Origin of the sequence: Cohaesibacter sp. CAU 1516, assembly GCF_005771485.1 — a bacterium.
GTDB lineage: Bacteria > Pseudomonadota > Alphaproteobacteria > Rhizobiales > Cohaesibacteraceae > Cohaesibacter > Cohaesibacter intestini.
Genome location: NZ_VANT01000001.1, coordinates 990,059 through 1,010,157 on the forward strand (window position 1 = coordinate 990,059; position 20,099 = coordinate 1,010,157).

Genomic DNA, 20,099 nt, shown 5'->3' on the forward strand with positions numbered 1-20,099 from the left:
TGCAATGGCAGCGTTGACAGGTGCCGCTAGATGCCTGTTCACAATGCTGCTTTGGTTTCATTGGGATTGAGGCAAACGTCACAAGAATGCTATGCTAGGCCTATATTGGCTGGGTCCGGTTGCGCACGTGATTCACATGATGAATCCGAGGCGTGACTTCGATCTGGCGTCGTCGCTGTCTGCTGTCTTTCCTGCCGTTTTTTGACCCATTCGGGTCGGCGATTGGCGGGTGGTGGTGGCTGCGGTGGCACACTTGCTTTTCACATGCCAAGGGTCGGTACTTTGTTGAAATGATCGATCCATGGCGCTTGGGTGGGGAACCGGACTGCCGGGTGAAGCTTGTGCTTCGGACGGTTTGTTTCGGACGAGACAGCAACGGGCAGAGGTTTATGTCTGACACATTCGAAACGACTTCTGAGACTATCGACCAAAACAACAACGCTCCAGAGCCGCAGCAGGCCAATGACGCTGCAGGCGAGGGTGCATTGGATGACCTGCTTCCCACCGAAGAGGAAATCGAGGCGCTGATGCGCAGCCCCGGGCGTTTTGTCAACCGCGAGCTGTCCTGGCTCGGCTTCAACAGCCGGGTGCTCGAAGAAACCGAAAATCCCGCACATCCATTGCTGGAACGTCTGCGCTTCCTGTCCATTTCGGCCAACAACCTCAATGAGTTTTTCATGGTGCGCGTGGCCGGCCTGAAAGGTCAGGTGCGTGCCGGTGTCCATTCGGTCAGTGCCGACGGGATGGAGCCGAGCCAGCAGCTCGTCAAGGTCAATGCGGCGGTGACCGAACTGGTCAATCGTCAGCAGGAGCGCTACCGTGCCCTGCGGCAGGAGCTTGAAGGCGAAGACATCTATATGGTCGAGCCAGAGGATCTGACGGCGTCTGATATGGAGATGCTGGAAAAGGTCTTCCTTGAGGGGATTTTCACGGTTCTGACTCCGCTTGCCGTTGATCCGGCGCATCCGTTCCCCTTCATTCCCAATCTGGGCTTCTCACTGGTGCTTAATCTCGAAGCCACCGATGATCATGAGCATCTGACCGCCATCGTTCGCATGCCGCACACCCTTGACCGGTTTGTCATGTTGCCGAGCCTTGAGGATCGACCATCAAGCAATCGATCCATCCGGGTCGAGCAGGTGGTGTCTTTGTTCATCGACAAGATCTTTCCGGGCTATAATGTCAAGGGACTTGGCGCGTTCCGGATCATTCGCGACTCGGACATCGAGATCGAGGAAGAGGCGGAAGATCTGGTGCGGCACTTTGAAACCGCGCTGAAGCGCCGCCGCCGCGGATCGGTCATCCGATTGGAAATCGAAGCCAGTACCCCACCGGAATTGCGGGCCTTCATTGCCCGGGTGATCGATGTGGTGGAAGACGAAATGGTTGAGATCGACGGGCCTCTGGCGCTCAATGATCTCTCGGATTTGGTTGATATCGATCGCCCGGACCTCAAATTCAAACGCTACATTGCCCGGTTCCCTGAGCGGATACGCGAGCATAATGGCGACTGCTTTGCGGCGATCAAGGAAAAGGATCTGATCATCCATCATCCGTATGAGAGCTTTGATGTGGTGGCGCAGTTCCTCACGCAGGCCGCCCGTGATCCGGATGTGATGGCAATCAAGCAGACGCTCTATCGCACATCGAAAAACTCGCCGATCATCCGCGCTCTGGTGGAAGCGGCCGAAGCGGGCAAGTCTGTCACGGCTCTTGTTGAGCTCAAGGCCCGGTTCGACGAAGAGGCCAATATCGGCTGGGCGCGCGATCTGGAACGCGCCGGGGTGCAAGTGGTGTTCGGCTTCATCGAGCTGAAGACCCATGCCAAGCTGTCAATGGTGGTGCGTCGAGAAGGGGGGCGTCTGGTGAGCTATTGCCATACGGGCACTGGCAACTATCACCCCATCACCGCCAAAATCTATACCGATCTTAGCTTCTTCACTGCCAACGAAGAAATCGCCATGGATGTGGCCCGGGTGTTCAACTTCATCACCGGCTATGCCGAACCGGCCGAACTGAAGCATCTGCTGGTCTCGCCATATACCTTGCGTAGCACCCTGATTGACTATGTCGAGAAGGAAATCGAACATGTCAGACAGGGACGTCCGGGGCGGATTTGGGCCAAAGCCAACTCGCTGGTGGATCCGCAACTGATTGATGCCTTCTATCGCGCAAGTCAGGCCGGGGTGAAGATCGATCTGGTCATCCGCGGTATTTGCTGCCTGCGGCCACAATTGCCGGGCCTGTCTTCCAACATCCGGGTGAAGTCGATTGTGGGTCGCTTCCTTGAACATTCCAGAATCGTCTGTTTCGGCAACGGCAAGGAATTGCCAAACCCGGATGCAGTGATTTATATGGGGTCGGCTGATTTGATGCCGCGCAATCTGGACCGTCGTTGTGAAACCTTCATTCCGGTGGAAAATCCGACAGTGCATGCGCAGGTGCTGGATCAGATCATGGCAGCCAACCTGATGGACAACCAGCAGAGCTGGGAAATCCTGCCGGATGGGTCGTCGCGTCGCATCCGGGCAGCGGAAGGGGAAGAACCTTTCAACGCCCATAAATTCTTCATGACCAATCCCAGCCTGTCGGGCCGAGGTGACTCACTAGAACATGACGCTCCAACAGCATTTACCGACCGGGTCCAAGGGTAACAATCCCTTGGACAAGTTCACCATTCAGGGCCGGATCGCCGGATCCGTCCCTGTCGCCGTTATCGATATCGGGTCCAATTCCGTGCGTCTTGTCATGTATGAGCGCCTCGCACGGGCGCCTGTGCCGATGTATAACGAAAAGCAGCTTTGCGGCCTTGGCAAGGGCTTGGCCTCCAGTGGCAAACTCGACAAGAAGTCGGTGGAAGCGGCGTTGAATGCGCTCAGGCGGTTTCGCTTCATGCTGGATCATTCCGGGGTTCGAGACGTGCATGTGCTGGCCACTGCTGCGGCGCGGGATGCCAAGAATGGTTCTGCCTTTCTGACTGCGGTCGAAGAGATATGTGGTGTTGCGCCGCAGGTGCTGTCCGGTGAGGATGAAGCCCGCAAATCCGCTCGTGGTGTGATGTCTGCGATGCTGGAGCCTGATGGCGTGGTCGGTGACCTTGGCGGCGGCAGCCTTGAGCTGATTGATGTTGCCGGGCACGCACTTGGTACCGGGTCAACCTATCCGCTGGGTGGCTTGCGCATTCGGGAAATGGCCAACGGTTCGACCAAGAAGGCAATGGAGATCGCCCGCAAATCTCTTGATGAATCTGCCGAACTGGCCGACCTCAAGGGCAAGACCTTCTATGCCGTCGGAGGCACCTGGCGCGCTTTGGGCAAGCTGCATATGGCCTCCATCGCCTATCCGCTCAATGTCATGCATCACTATGAGATCGAGGTGAATGAGGCGATGGAATTCTGTCGCCAGTGCATGCGCGGTGATATCGAGGATTTTTCCGGTATCGGAGCGGTTTCCAAGGCAAGACGCAATCTGCTGCCTTTTGGTGCGGCGGTGATGTATGAGTTGCTACGCATCGGCAAGCCCAAGCGTGTGGTCATTTCCTCCCTCGGGGTGCGTGAAGGGCATCTGTTTGAACAATTGACCGACGAGCAACGTGCAGAGGATCCCTTGCTCACCGCGTGCGAGGAACTGTGTATTCTGCGGTCTCGGGCGCCGCTTTATGCCCATGAGCTGGCAGACTGGATGGACCAGGTCTATGGGACGCTGAAGGTGGATGAAAACGCCTATGAAAAACGGTTGCGTCGGGCGGCCTGTCTGTTGGCGGACATCGGCTGGCGAGCCCATCCGGACTATCGCGGGACGCAAAGCCTCAACATCATTGCTCATGGATCCTTCATCGGCATTGATCATCCGGGACGGGCTTATCTGGCCATGTCCAACTATTTCCGCTTTGAAGGCCTGTCCGGTTCAAACATGAGTTTGAGGATGCGAGCGGTGACGGATTTGCATTTGCGCACCATGGCACGGGTCACAGGGGCTGCCCTGCGCTTTGCCCATGTCGCGGCCGGGGAATTGCCCGGTATTTTGCCGCAGTTGCGTGTGTCGCTTGAGGATGATGTGGCGACGCTGCATATTCCCGATGAGCTGAAAATGTTGGTGCATGACAAGCTGGTGCGCCGCTTTACCAGTTTTGTGCGATTGCTTGGCTATGATGCTGCTGTCAAATAGTGAGTGGTGTTGCCTGATAACAGGCACTGGAGACAAAAATGAACAAGAGTGACACAAGCGCCATCGCGTCTGAGGGCGCAGCCCCGGTCACTTGGGTCGTGCTGCAAGGAACCCTTGAAGAAGGCGTGCTGCCAGATCCCAAACTGGTGCCTCAATGCTACCATGACCGAGACCCTTATGGTGAGTATGTCTATTTCGCTGCCAGCGATGACAGTGCAATCACCCAGACCGAGGCTGGCAAGCGGATTTCCGTGCTCGATTATCGATGTCTTGCCGAAGTGCGTGTGACGTTTGAAACCGACCTTGTCGAGCAGGGACTGAGCGATATCGCGTGGTGTGCTCAGGATCATGCGGAGCAGGGGGAGGCCTTCCTTTGCGAAATTTGGCCGAGCTGGCAAGAGGTGCGTCTGGTCGATGTGGCGGAGAGCATGTTCCCACCCGGGCAGGATTTTGTCATGGCCCGAAGCGTATTGTCGGTCGAGGACGCGCAGGCAGCATGGGTCGAGGTTACCCGGATCGAGGCTGATCAGCCCTCGGAGATGGCTTTGACTTTCTGTCGGGTCGATTCTGATCGGTTGCTGGAAATCAAGGTGGTGCTGAAGGATGATCAGGTGCTGATCGATATGATCGCCGAGATGTGGCGCCGTCTGGTGGCCCGCTATGGTGCGCTGCCTTACACCACATTGAGCGGTGCCGAGCGCATCGAGCCAGATCTGGACGAAGAATTCGACATGATCGGCGAGGTGTCGGGAGAAGCCTGAGCGGTATCTGGGGCGTCCGGCTTTTTGCAGCGCTGGATCTGAAAAAAGACGATGTCAGCTGACGCTGGCATCGTCTTTTGCTATTCGGCTTTTTGTGCGGCTGCCTCTTGCTGGATTGGATCCGGCTTTTTGGGTTTGCGGCGGCGTTTGCTCGCAGGCTTCTTTTCGGGCAGAACAGGCGGCTCGCATTCGATGGTTGCCACCTTCTTGCCTTCAAGGCGCAGGGCCAGTTCGCCCTTTTTGATCAATAGGGCGTGCTGACCGAACAGCTCCCGGCGCCAGCCTTTTAGGGCCGGGATGTCTGCCTCGTCGTCACTGGCAATCTTTTCCAGATCATCAACGGTTGCGATGACCTTTGCGGCCACGCCGTGCTTCTCTGAGGTGAGCTTTAGCAGCACTTTCATCAAGTCGACCGCGGCGCCCGACCCTTCGGGCTGGACCTTTCCCCTTGGAACCTCAGGCAGGTCCTCATTCGGAATTTTCGCCACTTCCTGCATCATCTCGAGGAGATCGACGCCAGATTTGGACCGTTCATAGCCTTTGGAGACCGAGCGCAGGGCGGCCAGAGCATCCGGGCTTTGCGGTTGCTGGATCGCCAGTTCGAAAATAGCCTCGTCCTTGAGAATGCGGTTGCGTGGCACGTTGCGGGATTGGGCTTCTTTCTCGCGCCAAGCGGCCAGCTTCTTCAGGGCGGCAAATTCGCGGGGCTTGCGGATGCGCAGTTTCATGCGCTTCCAGGCATTGACCGGCTCGGTATAGTAGGTTTCCGGCGAGGTGAGGATTTCCATTTCCTCCTGCACCCATTCGCTGCGCTGCTGCTCGTCGAGATTGGCACGCAAAGCATGATAGACATCCCGCAGGTGGGTAACGTCTGCCATCGCATAGGTGAGTTGCTTGTCGGTCAGGGGACGACGGGACCAGTCGGTAAAACGGCTGGATTTGTCGATCCGGTTGCCGGTGAGGCGCAGGACCAGCTGATCATAAGAGATGGAATCACCAAAGCCGCAGACCATCGCCGCGACTTGACTGTCGAACATGGGCGCCGGGATCAGATTGCCGAGATGATAGATGATCTCGATATCCTGACGACCGGCGTGAAACACCTTGGTCACACTCTCATCAGCCATCAAGGCGAAGAAGGGAGCCAGATCAATGCCATCCGCGAGCGGATCGACAATAACCGATAGATCCGGGCCTGCCATCTGGATGAGGCAAAGCTTGGGCCAATAGGTTGTTTCGCGCAGAAATTCCGTGTCTACGGTGACATAGGGATGCGCAGCAAATTGGGTACAGGCGTCTGCCAACTCGGCAGTGGTCGTAATTGTTTTCATTTCGCAATCGCTTATATAGAAACAATCCAGTTTTGTCGCCCACTCTTTCAGACAATGCCCGTGAAATGGGGATTAGTTGCAGCAAATGTCGGCCTGTTCGTCCCAATCGCTCGTTTTTCGTTGATTTTCACGCAAAAAGGCGCCGAAGCCAGTCCTCTGGCTTGACAGTTTCGGTTCAGAAATGCACGGTCCGGCCTGAAGCATCGAGGGCGTCATTTGCGCGCCCTTTTTCATTGAAACTGAAGGAAATCCCCTCTATTAAGTGCGGGTCGATTTTTCGGTCGAGTTTTCAAATCGGGATGGGCGCTCTTGCCTCAAAGGGGTGAGGGGTCCGATATCTCCAGAATCAGGACACTATTCATGCATCCTTATCGCAGCCATACTTGTGGCGACCTTCGCGAAAGCAATGTGGGCGAGCACGTTCGCCTTTCCGGTTGGGTTCACCGCGTACGAGACCATGGTGGTCTTCTCTTTATCGATTTGCGCGACCAGTATGGTCTCACCCAGGTCGTGGCCGATCCGGATTCTCCTGCCTTTGCCGAAGCCGAAAAAGTGCGCGGCGAATGGTGCATTCTGATCGAAGGTGAAGTCAAAGCCCGCACCGCCGAGACGATCAATGAAGGCCTGCCTACCGGGCATGTCGAGATTTTTATTTCCAAGCTGGAAGTGCTGGGCGCATCAAAAGAGCTGCCGCTGCCGGTCTTTGGTGAGCCGGACTATCCTGAAGATACGCGCCTGAAATATCGTTTCCTTGACCTGCGTCGCGAAACCATCCATGGCAACATTCTCAAGCGCTCTGCGATCATCGCTTCGGCCCGTCGCCGGATGCAGGATATCGGCTTTAACGAATTCCAGACGCCGATCCTTGCTGCTTCTTCTCCGGAAGGGGCGCGTGACTATCTGGTGCCAAGCCGTATTCATCCGGGCAAATTCTACGCCCTGCCACAGGCACCGCAGCAGTTCAAACAGCTGCTGATGATTTCCGGTTTTGACAAATATTTCCAGATTGCCCCTTGCTTCCGCGATGAAGATCCGCGCGCTGATCGCCTGCCGGGCGAATTCTACCAGCTTGACGTGGAAATGAGTTTCGTCACCGAAGACGATGTGCTCAACACCATGGAGCCGGTGATCCGCGATCTGTTTGCTGAATTTGCTGATGGCAAGCCTGTGACGCAAGACTTCCCACGCATTCCATACGCGGAAGCACTGCGCAAATATGGCTCTGACAAGCCTGACCTGCGTATTCCGATCGAGATGGAAGAAGTCTCCGAGCATTTCCGTGGCTCGGGCTTCAAGATCTTTGCCCGCATGCTGGAAGAAGAGCAGAATGAAGTCTGGGGCATCCCGGCCAAAACCGGTGGCTCGCGTACCTTCTGTGACCGCATGAACAGCTGGGCGCAGAGTGAAGGTCAGCCGGGTCTTGGCTATATCTTCTGGCGCAAGAATGACGATGGCAGCCTTGAGGGCGCAGGTCCACTGGCCAAGAATATCGGCCCAGAGCGCACCGAAGCCATCCGCACCCAGCTGGGTCTGGATGCGGGTGATGCCTGCTTCTTCGTTGCGGGTGATCCGAAGAAATTCTACGACTTTGCCGGTAAGGCTCGTAACCGGGCTGGTGAAGAGCTGGATCTGATCGATCGTGATCGCTTCGAGCTGTGCTGGATCGTCGACTTCCCGATGTATGAGTGGAACGATGACGAAGAGAAAGTCGATTTCTGCCACAACCCATTCTCCATGCCAAAGGGCGAGCTGAAAGGGCTGGAGGAAACGGACCCTCTGAAGCTCGATGCTTATCAGTATGACGTGGTCTGCAACGGCTTTGAAATCGGCTCCGGCGCGATCCGTAACCACAAGATCGAAGTGATGAAGAAAGCCTTCGAAATTGCTGGCTACGATGAAGAGGTTCTGATCGAGCGCTTTGGCGGCATGTATCGTGCATTCCAGTATGGCGCGCCACCGCATGGTGGCATGGCTGCGGGTCTGGACCGTATCGTGATGCTGCTGTGTGGTACGCCGAACCTGCGTGAGATCACCCTGTTCCCGATGAACCAGCAGGCTGAAGATTTGTTGATGGGCGCGCCAAGCGAGCCAACCAACCAACAGCTCCGTGAATTGCATCTGCGGCTTAACTTGCCGGAATAAGACTTTTTCTTAAAAGTTTGATTTGAAATAGAAAAAGGGCGTTCTGGTGAGCGCCCTTTTTGTTTGTCCGATTGTTGGCCCCAATGACCGTATCACCTGAATTCCGGTTGATTATCGTTTGGGGCTGTCGCCCCGTTGCACCGAGATTTGAGGGCAGCGGGGCGGGATTGGATTCACTGATTGGCGGTTACGCCGATCTTCAGAATGTCCGGAATCGCGTGCGGGGCTTGTGAGGCCGCGCCCAGCAGCTGAGCAACTGGGACAGGAGCACCGGGCTTGAGCAAAATGGTGATGTTGTCCGGATTGGCAAGGAAGGCTTTGACCTCGCCTGCCACCATCTGGGCGAAGTCCGGTTTGGTGAAGGCGGAGAGAATGGCCTGTATCTGGCTTTCCGCGAAGCTGCGCACCTGATCGGGTCCCATGCCAGAGAAGCCACCTGCCATATTGATCATTTCATCAATGCCGCCAAGATTGGTCAGGGTGAGGGAGGATGGCAGCACCGTACCGGTGGCGATTGCTGCCTGGGCCTGTTCCGGATCATCCAGGTAGGCACGCAGGATGCCGCCGAAATTGATCGAGCCATCGAGCTTGGCGATGTCAGCCAGTTCGATATTCAGTGGGTCGAGTTTGATGCTTTCGCTGGCTTCATCCCAACGCAGGGTGATGTCTTCGTTGACCAACAAGCGTTCCATATTGAGCTGAGTCATCAGCACCGACACCATCGGATGCTGGATCAGATCTTTCGGTACTGACAGATCTGAAATACGGGTCTTGATCAGGGTCGGAATGGCGAGACCCTGTTTCTTGGTTTCGATCAGGATCTGGTTGGCACTGACCATGTTGGCGGATGGATCCCTGACTTTCAGGCCATTGAGCACCATCTTGATGGCATTGGGCGCCAGCTTGGCTGAGTCAGCCGGGGTTGGCTCTTCGCCCGCCAGTCCCTTGTCGATCACGGTTTCGATATGGGCATAATTGGGAAATTCGAGATTTTCGATAGCAAAGCGATCAAAGGCTGCGGACACCCCAACCGGACCTGTGAAGTCAAATCCAGAGAGAGACATTTCGCCAATGCCGTCTTTGTTGATGTCGGCGATGCGCATTGAGCTCAGTTTGGCCTCGACTGTCTGGCCTGACAAGTCGCCTTCGGGGATGGTGCCGCTGAACTGAATGTCTTTGACTTCCCCCAGACCATAGGAGAAGGACCTTGCCAGATCAAAACCAGCCTTGATCAAGGCCTTCTGGTCTTCCGGTGGCATCTTGTCTGGTTTTTGGTCCTGACTGATCATCTTGTCCAGCAAAGGGACAATGTAACTTGCAGGCTGTTTTACCGTGAGGTCTTTTTGAGTTGATGGGCCCAGTGTGGCGGTAAAGAAGCCCTTTGCGGAAAAGGACATGTTTTCGGTCGTTGCCACTTTGACAACGTCTCTGGTGCCTTCGATCGGCGGCATGCCGGGGTCAATGGCAGCCCAAAGAGCGGCCATGTCATAGCCTTCATAGACGGTCTTGCCTGCTTCAAATGTCACCTGATCAAAGGGCAGGTCGTCGTTTGCCTCTTTGCCCCGCTCAACAACGGAAATCTTGCCCTTCTGATAGGCCATTTCCATGCTGTCTATCCGGCCATTGGCGAAGTCTGTCAGAGTGATGGGGCCGATTTCGCGTTCTTCGATTGCGGCACCGTCGGGCGCGAACTGGGTCATGATATAGCCGTCGGAGCTATATTTTTCGTAGGACGGCTTGGTCAGGATGGGGCGGATATAGTCAAGGAAACTGCCGATTGGTCGGGAGGGCGCAATCTTGAATTCGCCGACAAAAGGCTGGAATCCATTGCTCACCTGATCCTTGCCGAGCGCACGCGCCTTCAGTTGCATGTCACTCGCGGTGCCTTCGGCATCCAGCGTCACATCAAAGGTTATGCCTTCATAGATGATGCTGTCATAGGTGATGCCGTCTTCCTTGAGGGCGAAACCTGCGCCAGTCATGGATGGCACCGTGATTTCAAGATCGATGGTAAGATCGTCGTTTTCCGCGGTGCCGTTTTCTGTTGCGTCAGTGGTTGTGCTGTTGGCGGCTTTTATGCCCGTTTCAGGCAAAGACCAATTGAGCTTGTAGACGACATTCTGAGCGGTCAACAGATCCTTGTCTGCCTGATAGTGTGTCGAGCCGACCTCCACCGTCAGCCAGCCGGAGGCATTGACGTCATCGATCATGGCCTGAAAGGCCTTTTCGGCATCGCTTTGGGCCTGCACCAGCGAGGTGGAGATGAGAAGAAAAGATAAGGAAAGAGCGTGGCGTTTCATTGTCAATTTGCCTCTTGATTTTTCGAAGACAAGATCGGTCAAAAAAAGAAATTGGTTAGAGCTCGGGGTTGGGTCGAGCAGACGTCGGGCTTTATGAAATTCGGTTCCGGGTCACCTCATTGTGCAGCTATGTGTGCATTTTTTGGGCAACCTTCAATTGTCTTCATGGCGATAATAAGAAGTCTGCGCACGATAGGGGGAAAAGACAAGCCATATTTTGGTGATCGACCTTTCGGGATCCGATTGACGTTAAGTGCTGGACTGCAAAGGTAACAAGTTGTGAATTCTTGCATTTTTCGTCTTGCAATAAGCTGTTTCTGCCTGCTGGCGGTCGCGGAATTAAGTCAATGTTAGGGCTCCATTACTATCGTTTGTACGGTATGGAGGGCTATGCGTCTTGCGAAAACCGATCAGATCCATAATCTTGCTCCTTGTGGGCGTTGTGTTAGGTGTGCTGCCTTTGTTTGCGGCCAACATCTTCATGCGCGATTATGTCATGACGCAAGGGCACCAGCAGTTGGAGCAGACATCCAAGCGGGTGTTGGCACGGTCCGAGACGCTTATCCAGACAGCCATCGACATCTTTTCTGTGCTGCCGCATTATCGCGTGCCAGTTTGCGACAAGTCGTTGCAGGACCGGTTCCGGTCGATGATTTTGCGGCATCCAGTGCTGCATGATGTGGGGCTGATCTATAACGGCGAATTCATGTATTGCTCGTCGATGCAGCAAAGCGCCAGTTTCCATCCGATTTCCGCCAAGGCTGTTGGTGGCGTTGACCATTTGAGTTATGTGGCTGTTCAAGATCGGGATTCCGAAATGCGCGGGCTACTGGTCAATTGGTCGATCGATGATCAGGTTTCGATTGGCGGGTTCATCCTTGAGGATGCTTTCAATCTCGATGACCGGCAAAGTGATTTTTCCAGTAGCTTTGAGCTGTCTGTGATGCTTGAAAACGGCACCATGCTTGTCGAGACCACACCCAAGAGCCGCCTTCTGAAACGGGCGCCTTTTGCCACCTTTCACGAGAATCCGGTTCTCAAGGATGACTTGATTTCCCATCAGGAAAAGTCCAGTCGCTATCCGATTTCAGTGTCGGCCAGTTTGCCGTTTCAGGAGGCCTGGGCCGCGTCGAGCGGAGCGATGAATGTCATCAATGGTTTTGGCGTTCTGAGCGGAGCCCTGATCCTCATCTTCTTCGTGCGCATGGCGCTGAAGAAACCCGACCCGCACAATACCATCGAGGAAGGCATTCGCCGGCGCGAGTTCATTCCGTATTATCAACCGATTATCGATATCCAAAGTGGTAGATTGTCTGGCTGCGAAGTGCTGGTCCGCTGGCGCAAGGAAGACGGCACCATCCTGTCGCCGGGGCATTTCATTGATCTGGCCGAGGCAACCGGTCTGGCACGACCAATGACGACATCCTTGATGGAGCAGGTGGCGCAGGATCTTGGAGGGGCCTATCAAGGGCGCCATCATTTGAAAGTGGCAATCAACCTGTTCAACCGCCATTTCGACAATTTGAAAGTGGTGTCTGAAATCGAGCAGTGCTTCGGCAATAGCGGCGTGCGGTTTGACCAGTTGGTGTTTGAAATAACGGAGCGCCAGCCGCTTGAAAATCTTGATCGGGCGCGGGCTATTATCATGCGGATGCAAAAACTGGGTATCCGTGTGGCGCTGGATGATGCGGGGACCGGCCATGGCGGCTTTACCTACCTTCAAACCCTCGGCATGGATATCATCAAGATCGACAAGTTGTTCGTTGATGCCATTACCGGGGATAGCAGTCAGGTTCCGATTGTCGATTCCCTGAGCCAGATGGCGCGCGGCATGAATATGGTCGTCGTTGCTGAAGGTGTTGAAACCGAAGAGCAATTGGCCTATTTGCGGCGGTCGGGGATCAACGAAGCGCAGGGCTATCTTTTCTCTCCTCCACTGCCTGCCAGTGCCTATCTGCAACTGGTCGAAGCACTTGGTGGTAATGCTGGTAAGCAGGTCAAAAAGGATGCAGCCAGCGACGTCTCCAGAGAAGATACTGGTGCCATGTCTGCTGTAAAGTCCGCGTAAGAACCCTCTCATTTTTGCGTGTCTGTGCTGATCTCCTGCTTGGGGATCATTTTTTTGCATACAGCTTGTGATTCATTGAAAAATATACCGATTTTTCACTGCTTTATGCTGCAATGCGAGTCAATCAACTTGCAGGGTTCCATGATCAGAAACGGGAAAAAGATAGCGCTTTTCATGTTGCTTGGAGTGATCGGGGCCTACTTCCTGACGCTTGGAGCGCAGTCTATCCTGTTATGGCAAGCCAAGAAGGACATCAAAGCCGATGTCGAGGTGGCAAGCCAGTTGATGATGGAGAGGGCTGCGCATGCGACGGAAGAGGCGATCAAGCTGCTCAACCGATTGGCCCAATCCAATGGCCTGTCCTGCACGGCAGATCACCGTTATCTCTATAGTGAAGCTACGCGCTCCCTTGCATGGGTCGACACGATTGGTCTGGTCGATCGCAATGGCAATCTGGTTTGCACCGATTTGGGGCAGTCCTCGCGGCAGGCGGGACTGTTGCCAAACTTCTCTGTCAACAATCCCGAAATCACGCTTTCATTGTCCGGAGAAGGGGAGGATACGCTTCCTTCTTTGCTGGTCGCGCGCCATGTGGCCAATGGTCGCCGTCTTGTGGCGCGGGTGCCGGGCGAGCTGATAAGCACGGACCCGGTGCGCAATGACTTGCGCCCATTTCGCATTGCCATGTTGTCGATGGGGGCGGGCAACCCGTGGTATATCCTCGAACCAAGCAATATGCGCGGTGACACCATCGTCAAGGTGCACAAGCTTTCGGAGTATCTGCCATTTGAGGTCGATATCTCGATTTCGGAAGATGCGCTCTATGCCGTGACCGAGGAAATGCGGGAAATTGTTAGTGCCTTTGGCACGATTTTCGGCTTCATCGCTCTGTTCTGGGGCTATTATCTGGGACGTTATCGGCCGAATGAAGGTGACCGCATTCTTGACGCGATCGACAATGGTGAGTTTGTGCCATTCATGCAGCCGATTGTCGATTTGGAAACGGGCATGATCACCGGCTGCGAAGTGCTTGCGCGCTGGCACAAACCCGATGGCAGAACGATACCGCCGCATGAATTCCTGCCGTTGGCGCAAAATTTCCGACTTACGCGGGAAGTCACCTGCCATATCATGGAAGCGACTCGGGATATTCTGGCGCCTGTTGCGGCGACCGGGCTGGAATTCCATGTGTCCTTCAATCTGTTTTCCCATCAATTGGCTGATGACACGATTGTCTCAGATATTCGCGATGTCTTTCAGGACAGTCTGGTTACCTACAAGAATCTGATTTTCGAGATTTCAGATCGTGTGCCGTTGAATGATATCGAACTTGCCAATGATGTGATTTCGAAGATTCAAGCTTTGGGTGCCGAGATCGCTCTTGATGATGTCGGGTCGGGACATAGCGGGTTGCACAATCTGTCGACCTTCGGTGTCGATATTCTCAAGCTTGATAAGCTGATGGTTGATTCCCTTAACAGGGGGCTTGGAGGCAAGGAACTGGTTGGCGGGGTCGTTCAGCTGGCAGGCAAGCTGGATATCGGCGTGATTGCCGAAGGCGTTGAGACCGAGCAGCAGGTTCTGCTTTTGCGCAAGATGGGTGTCTCTGCAGCTCAGGGCTATCTGTTTGCCCCACCATTGCCTGCCAACTCCTTTGTCGACCTGTTCAAGGCGAGTGCCAAACGCATTGCTCCTCCAAAAGCACCGGAAGCCAATGGAGCATCAAACAAGGGCGAACAAGCGGATCGTGAGCAAGCGACAGCTGCCTGATCGTCCAACTCGATCGTAAGCGTTTGCTGATCTGACATCCCCTGGCAATCTCTGACATATCTGTATGTGCGGCGCTGTAGGCAGTCTGAATGAGATTGTTTTCTCAGGCGATGGCGTTTGCTGCCTATCCGAAAGGGGAAGTTTGTGGGGTGCAATCGTCACAAATGCCTTTCGCTGCTTTTTTCTTGAGTGGGTAATATCGCTATTCCTACGCAAAAGGTCTAGTGTTCGGATCAGGAGGCTCGGCTGGTTGACCCCGCGTCAATCAGTGCATCCGGCGGCTGAATGCCTGCGGGAATTCAAGAAGACATAATCAAAGCACGAGATAGACATCATGACCGAAGAGACCAAAGCCAGAAGCGAGTTGGATGAGGCTGCTTGCTTCTACCACTCCTATCCGCAACCCGGTAAGTTGGAAATTGCAGCGACGAAACCACTGGGCAACCAGCGCGATCTGGCGCTTGCTTACAGCCCCGGCGTGGCGGCCCCTTGTAATGACATTGCCGAAGATCCCGGCAAGGCTTTCGACTATACGGCACGCGGTAATCTGGTGGCGGTCGTTTCCAACGGTACAGCCGTTCTCGGGCTTGGTCCAATCGGCCCGTTGGCCTCCAAACCGGTGATGGAAGGCAAGGCGGTCCTGTTCAAGAAATTTGCTGGTGTCGACGTGTTCGATATCGAGGTGGATGAAACCGAAATCGATCCATTCGTCAACGTGGTGGCGGCTTTGGAGCCAACGTTTGGCGGTATCAATCTTGAAGATATCAAGGCGCCTGAGTGCTTTGAAATCGAGCGCAAGCTGCGCGAGCGGATGGATATCCCGGTCTTCCATGATGACCAACATGGCACGGCTATCATTGTTGGGGCGGCGGTGCTCAACGGTCTCAGCCACGCCAACAAAGACATTGCGAACGCCAAGATCGTTGCGTCCGGTGCCGGGGCCGCTGCGCTGGCCTGCCTGCATTTGCTGGTCTCTCTTGGGGCCAGGAAAGAGAATATCTGGGTCTCGGACATTGACGGTGTTGTCTATCAAGGCCGGGAAGAAATGGACGAGTGGAAAGCGGTCTTTGCCCAGAAAACCGATCTGCGCGACCTGGATGAAGTGATTGATGGCGCAGACATTTTCCTTGGTCTGTCGGCAGGCGGTGTTCTGAAGGCGGAGATGGTCAAGAAAATGGCTGCCAATCCGCTGATCATGGCACTGGCTAACCCATCGCCGGAAATCATGCCTGAAGAGGCAAAGGCGGTGCGTCCGGATGCTGTGCTTTGCACGGGCCGTTCGGATTATCCGAACCAGGTCAATAATGTGCTCTGCTTCCCCTATATCTTCCGCGGTGCACTGGATGTGGAAGCGACCGCCATCAACGAAGAAATGAAGCATGCGGCAGTTCGAGCGATCGCGGAACTGGCCAAGGAAGAGATTTCCGAGGTCGCGGCCCGCGCTGCGGAAGGCCAGTTGCATCCGTTTGGCCCCAACTATCTCATTCCCACGCCTTTTGATCCGCGGCTGATCCTGCGCATTGCGCCGGCGGTCGCCAAGGCGGCTATGGAAACCGGGGTGGCCAAGCGGCCAATCGAGGATTTCGACGCCTATAATGAACGTTTGGGCCGCTTTGTCTTCCGCTCCGGTCTGATCATGAAGAATATGATCGCGCAGGCCAAGAGTGATCCCAAGCGGGTGATCTATTCCGATGGTGAAGATGAACGCGTGCTGCGTGCGGCAGCCATTGCCATCGAGGATGGATTGGCACAGCCGATCCTGATCGGGCGCCCGGACGTGATGCAGAAGCGGGCCGAGCGCTTCGGTTTGCGCTTCAAGCCGGGTGAGGATTGCGAGATCATCAACCCGCTCGATGATCCACGTTATCGTGACTATGTGAACGAATATTTTGCCTGTGTGGGCCGCAAGGGTGTGCATCCGCAGGCGGCAGGCACCATCGTGCGGTCCAACACCACCATCATCGGGTCGTTGGCCGTGGCGCGGGGGGATGCAGATGCGTTGATCTGTGGCCTTGACGGTCGTTTTCGCAAACATCTGCTTGAAGTCCAGTCGATCATCGGCTTGCAGGAGGGTTTTAAGGAATGTTCAGCCCTGTCGTTGCTGATCAATCGGCGTGGTGCCTATTTTCTGACCGACACCTATGTCAATAACTATCCCAGCGCCTCGGAAATCGCCCAGACAGCCTTGCGGGCTTCGGAGCATATCCGTCGCTTCGGTCTGACGCCAAAGGTTGCCTTGTTGTCTTCGTCCAACTTCGGGACGCGCGACTTTGACACGTCCCTGAAGATGCGCGAAGCGCTGGACATCATCTGGCAGGCGGCTCCGGATTTGGAAGTCGATGGCGAGATGCATGGGGACGCTGCCCTGTCGCAGGTGTTGCGCGATCGGGTGATGCCGAATTCGAAATTGAAGGGCAGTGCCAATCTGCTGGTCTTCCCGTCAATGGATTCCGCCAATATCGCGCTGAACCTGATCAAGGAAATGACCGAAGCGCTGCATGTGGGGCCGATCATGATCGGCATGGCCAAGCCTGCCCATATTCTAACCCCGTCGGTCACCTCGCGCGGTGTGGTCAACATGACTGCGCTGGCGACGGTTGATGCGCAAAATTACTTTGCCAATTCAGATGTTTGATTGATTTTCATATCATATGAAAAAGGCGCCTTGCGGCGCCTTTTTTGTTGGATCTTCTATTGGAATGCCGTTTCGGCGAAGCTGCGCAGCTTCCTTGAATGGAGACGTTCAATTGGCATCTCGCGGAGCTTTTCCATCGCCCGAATGCCGATTTGCAGATGCTGGGCGACCTGTTGGGTATAGAAGCTGCTGGCCATGCCGGGCAGTTTGAGCTCCCCATGCAGTGGCTTGTCAGAGACGCAGAGTAGGGTGCCATAGGGCACACGGAAGCGGAATCCGTTGGCGGCAATGGTGGCGGATTCCATATCCAGCCCGATGGCGCGGGACTGGGACAGACGCTCAACCGGTTCTTCATGGTCGCGCAGTTCCCAGTTGCGGTTGTCGATGGTGGCGACGGTGCCGGTCCGCATGATCTTTTTCAACTCGTAATCCTCAAGGCCGGTGGCTTCGGCGACCGCACCTTCCAGCGCGACCTGTATTTCGGCCAATGCGGGGATCGGCACCCATGTGGGCAGGTCGGCATCAAGGACATGGTCTTCGCGCACATAGCCATGGGCCAGAACATAGTCGCCCAAGCGCTGGGTGTTGCGCAGGCCCGCACAATGGCCAAGCATCAGCCAGGCATGGGGGCGGAGGACGGCAATATGGTCGGTGATGGTTTTGGCGTTGGACGGTCCGACGCCGATATTGACCAAGGTGATGCCGCTGTGATCCTTGCGCTTCAAGTGATAGGCAGGCATTTGCGGCAACCGGCTCAGTGGCATGCCTTCAGTTGGTGCCTCCGACCCGCTCGGTGTGATCATGTTGCCGATCTCGACAAAACTCTCATAGTCCGAGTTGCCTTTTGCCATTTCCTTGCGTGCCCACGCCACAAACTCATCAACATAAAATTGGTAGTTGGTAAAGAGCACGAAATTTTGGAAATGCTCGGGCTTGGTGGCGGTGTAATGGGCCAGACGATGGAGCGAATAATCGATGCGCGGACCGGTGAAGGGCGCAAGGGGGACCACATCATCTGGGCCGAAATGGCGGGTGCCGTTGACAATGGCGTCATCGGTGATGGCAAGATCCGGCACATCAAACACATCGCGCAAAGGCCGCGCCCAGGTCTCTGGCAATTCTCCATCGACATCCATGCCGTTGGGCCAAGCAAAATGCACCGGGATCGGTGTTTGGGATGGGCCGACCTCGATAGCCACTTGATGGTTGGATAACAGCAACCCGATCTGGGTGGTCAGATAGTGGCGAAACAGGTCTGGCCGTGTGATGGTGGAGGCATAGCAGCCCGGGCCGGGTACGTGGCCAAAAGACAGGCGGCTGTCAATCTGGGCATGCGTGTCGGTGGTGATGCGAATTTCGGGATAGGTCGCTCGATAGCGACCAGAGGCAGGGACATCGCCTTGCGCGACGCGGGTGAAGGCATCCTGCAGAAAACTGGTATGGGTGTCATAGATGGCCAGCAACCGATCAATGGCTTCGGACGCATTGCGAAAGGTCTCGTGGCTGAACGCGTTGGGCGTGATCACGGAAAAGGGCTTTTTCATTCTTAATCTTTCTCCTTTTCCTCTGGCCTTTTCTACCTGTTAGAGAAAAAGGTCAAGAGAAATGTTGTTTCGGCAACGGTTATCGCTTTGTTGTTGCATATATGTGATCAATTGATTTGTTTTCCAGCTTACAGCACCATGAACTATCCTGCGACTTGTGCCTAGATTGCTGAAAGCCATTCCGTTCTTCCGGCTCATCATAAAAATTGCCGTATTTTTGAAATTGTTTACAGGTTTACGCGTAGCATGGTTAAGAACGCGATTAATTTCGGGCCGGGCGACCCGAATTTGGTTGTTCGCCATCACAAGCACAGGAGAGTTGACGTGAAATCCGAGGCCCCCGTGCGGAAATGTATCTCGATAGTCGCAGTTTTCTGCGCATTCCCGCTCTTTGCGACCGCTGCCGAGGCTGCGTGCGTTCGCAATGACACGCCCAAAAATCTCTATGTCGTTATGTCGTCGAGCGCCGGAATGCTCGAGCGAACCTTTGTTGCCGGGGCGACTGTATGCCTGCCCGTCGGTAAGGGGTTGAAAGCCAAAGTCAATGTGTTGCCGTTTAGCGGCGCCCGGTTTGGCTGCAGAACCGAGATCCGCTCTGATCAAACCGTTGGGCTTGATCAGTTCGGTACGATGAATAAGTGCCATTTCCAGACGGATTGATCGCCGCGCAAGTTTCGGGTTGGCGGCGTTTGCCATATGACCTAGCCTGATCCCACGTTGCTTTTCATCATGGGATTGTTTCATGTCGCCAGAATTCTTACTGACCTCTTTGTTCATTGTCATCACACCGGGAACGGGCATGATTTACACGCTCGTCTCGACCCTGTCGCATGGCTTTCGCGCCGGATTGATCGCGGCGTTGGGTGGAACATTGTCGATCATTTCGCACATAACCGCCGCCATTCTGGGGGTTGCTGCCTTGCTGCATGCGAGCGCTCTGGCCTTCCAGGTGGTTAAATTTGCCGGTGTGGCCTATCTGCTGTTCATGGCCTATCAAATGATCCGGGATCGCAGCCGCTTTGACAGGTCAACTCTGGAACCCGAACACCAAGTCCGCCGGTCATCAGCCTCCATTATCCGCGACGGTATCTTGCTCAATTTGCTCAATCCGAAATTGTCGATCTTCTTTCTGGCATTTCTACCGCAATTCATTTCCGCCGAAGCGACCAACCCGGTCGGGGACATGATCTATTTGGGTGGTGTCTTCATGGCCATGACCTTTGTGGTCTTTGCTCTTGTTGCTGGAGCTGCTGCACAGGTGCGGGACCAGCTGTTGGCCCGGCCGGGCGTGATGACGTGGCTGAAGCGCGGTTTCGCTGCGAGCTTCGTTGCGCTGGGCGCGCGGTTGGCTCTGACGGAGCGGTGAGGGCGGAATATAGTC

At 55.1% G+C, this 20,099-nt stretch carries 12 protein-coding genes; 8 read left to right on the forward strand and 4 right to left on the reverse strand.

Annotated features, from left to right (window positions below; translation table 11 throughout):
- Positions 1–389 precede the first annotated feature (389 nt).
- Genes FDK21_RS04630 through FDK21_RS04640 form a run of 3 tightly spaced genes read left to right on the forward strand, consistent with a single transcriptional unit; the run spans position 390 to position 4,928 of the window.
- Positions 390–2,654, forward strand: a complete 2,265-nt coding sequence (locus FDK21_RS04630; RefSeq protein ID WP_114008965.1) for an RNA degradosome polyphosphate kinase — start codon at positions 390–392, stop codon at positions 2,652–2,654.
- A 7-nt stretch (positions 2,655–2,661) separates the two neighbouring features.
- On the forward strand, positions 2,662–4,167 hold the full coding sequence (locus tag FDK21_RS04635; RefSeq protein ID WP_246657484.1) for a Ppx/GppA phosphatase family protein: 1,506 nt from the start codon (positions 2,662–2,664) through the stop codon (positions 4,165–4,167).
- Positions 4,168–4,205: 38 nt separating this feature from the next.
- Positions 4,206–4,928, forward strand: coding sequence for a hypothetical protein (locus FDK21_RS04640; RefSeq protein WP_138147643.1), 723 nt, complete (start codon positions 4,206–4,208; stop codon positions 4,926–4,928).
- Between the two features lie 80 nt (positions 4,929–5,008).
- Here the strand turns inward: FDK21_RS04640 and rnd are convergent, their stop codons facing one another.
- A complete protein-coding gene (rnd, locus tag FDK21_RS04645) occupies positions 5,009–6,259 on the reverse strand; it encodes a ribonuclease D (protein ID WP_138147644.1) in 1,251 nt (416 codons plus the stop codon).
- Between the two features lie 360 nt (positions 6,260–6,619).
- On the opposite strand from rnd, the gene aspS reads away from it, so the two are divergent.
- Positions 6,620–8,401 carry an aspartate--tRNA ligase gene (aspS, locus tag FDK21_RS04650; protein WP_138147645.1) on the forward strand — a complete coding sequence of 594 codons (1,782 nt, stop codon included), beginning with the start codon at positions 6,620–6,622 and terminating at the stop codon, positions 8,399–8,401.
- Positions 8,402–8,574: 173 nt separating this feature from the next.
- Here the strand turns inward: aspS and FDK21_RS04655 are convergent, their stop codons facing one another.
- Positions 8,575–10,701, reverse strand: coding sequence for a hypothetical protein (locus FDK21_RS04655; RefSeq protein ID WP_138147646.1), 2,127 nt, complete (start codon positions 10,699–10,701; stop codon positions 8,575–8,577).
- A 460-nt stretch (positions 10,702–11,161) separates the two neighbouring features.
- Between FDK21_RS04655 and FDK21_RS04660 the strand changes: the two genes are divergently transcribed.
- The 3 genes from FDK21_RS04660 to FDK21_RS04670 all read left to right on the forward strand — a co-directional run bounded on the left by FDK21_RS04660 (position 11,162) and on the right by FDK21_RS04670 (position 17,174).
- A complete protein-coding gene (locus FDK21_RS04660) occupies positions 11,162–12,769 on the forward strand; it encodes an EAL domain-containing protein (RefSeq protein WP_138147647.1) in 1,608 nt (535 codons plus the stop codon).
- A 174-nt stretch (positions 12,770–12,943) separates the two neighbouring features.
- Complete coding sequence (locus tag FDK21_RS04665) at positions 12,944–14,539, forward strand: EAL domain-containing protein (protein WP_171021942.1); 1,596 nt, start codon at positions 12,944–12,946, stop codon at positions 14,537–14,539.
- A gap of 334 nt (positions 14,540–14,873) precedes the next feature.
- On the forward strand, positions 14,874–17,174 hold the full coding sequence (locus tag FDK21_RS04670) for an NADP-dependent malic enzyme (protein WP_138147649.1): 2,301 nt from the start codon (positions 14,874–14,876) through the stop codon (positions 17,172–17,174).
- 56 nt (positions 17,175–17,230) lie between these two features.
- Here the strand turns inward: FDK21_RS04670 and FDK21_RS04675 are convergent, their stop codons facing one another.
- On the reverse strand, positions 17,231–18,718 hold the full coding sequence (locus FDK21_RS04675) for an AMP nucleosidase (protein WP_138147650.1): 1,488 nt from the start codon (positions 18,716–18,718) through the stop codon (positions 17,231–17,233).
- A gap of 39 nt (positions 18,719–18,757) precedes the next feature.
- Positions 18,758–19,462, reverse strand: a complete 705-nt coding sequence (locus FDK21_RS04680; RefSeq protein ID WP_138147651.1) for a hypothetical protein — start codon at positions 19,460–19,462, stop codon at positions 18,758–18,760.
- Between FDK21_RS04680 and FDK21_RS04685 the strand changes: the two genes are divergently transcribed.
- A complete protein-coding gene (locus FDK21_RS04685; protein ID WP_138147652.1) occupies positions 19,461–20,084 on the forward strand; it encodes a LysE family translocator in 624 nt (207 codons plus the stop codon). The two genes, FDK21_RS04680 and FDK21_RS04685, sit on opposite strands and share 2 nt — an antisense overlap.
- The last annotated feature ends 15 nt before the right edge of the window (positions 20,085–20,099 follow it).

Excerpts from the sequence above, each read along its gene's own strand:
- FDK21_RS04640 (WP_138147643.1), top strand. The coding sequence starts at position 4,206 with ATGAACAAGAGTGACACAAGCGCCATCGCGTCTGAGGGCGCAGCCCCG.
- FDK21_RS04680 (WP_138147651.1), bottom strand. The coding sequence starts at position 19,462 with ATGAAACAATCCCATGATGAAAAGCAACGTGGGATCAGGCTAGGTCAT.
- FDK21_RS04630 (WP_114008965.1), top strand. The coding sequence starts at position 390 with ATGTCTGACACATTCGAAACGACTTCTGAGACTATCGACCAAAACAAC.
- FDK21_RS04665 (WP_171021942.1), top strand. The coding sequence starts at position 12,944 with ATGTTGCTTGGAGTGATCGGGGCCTACTTCCTGACGCTTGGAGCGCAG.
- FDK21_RS04655 (WP_138147646.1), bottom strand. The coding sequence starts at position 10,701 with ATGAAACGCCACGCTCTTTCCTTATCTTTTCTTCTCATCTCCACCTCG.
- aspS (WP_138147645.1), top strand. The coding sequence starts at position 6,620 with ATGCATCCTTATCGCAGCCATACTTGTGGCGACCTTCGCGAAAGCAAT.
- FDK21_RS04670 (WP_138147649.1), top strand. The coding sequence starts at position 14,874 with ATGACCGAAGAGACCAAAGCCAGAAGCGAGTTGGATGAGGCTGCTTGC.
- FDK21_RS04675 (WP_138147650.1), bottom strand. The coding sequence starts at position 18,718 with ATGAAAAAGCCCTTTTCCGTGATCACGCCCAACGCGTTCAGCCACGAG.
- FDK21_RS04685 (WP_138147652.1), top strand. The coding sequence starts at position 19,461 with ATGTCGCCAGAATTCTTACTGACCTCTTTGTTCATTGTCATCACACCG.
- rnd (WP_138147644.1), bottom strand. The coding sequence starts at position 6,259 with ATGAAAACAATTACGACCACTGCCGAGTTGGCAGACGCCTGTACCCAA.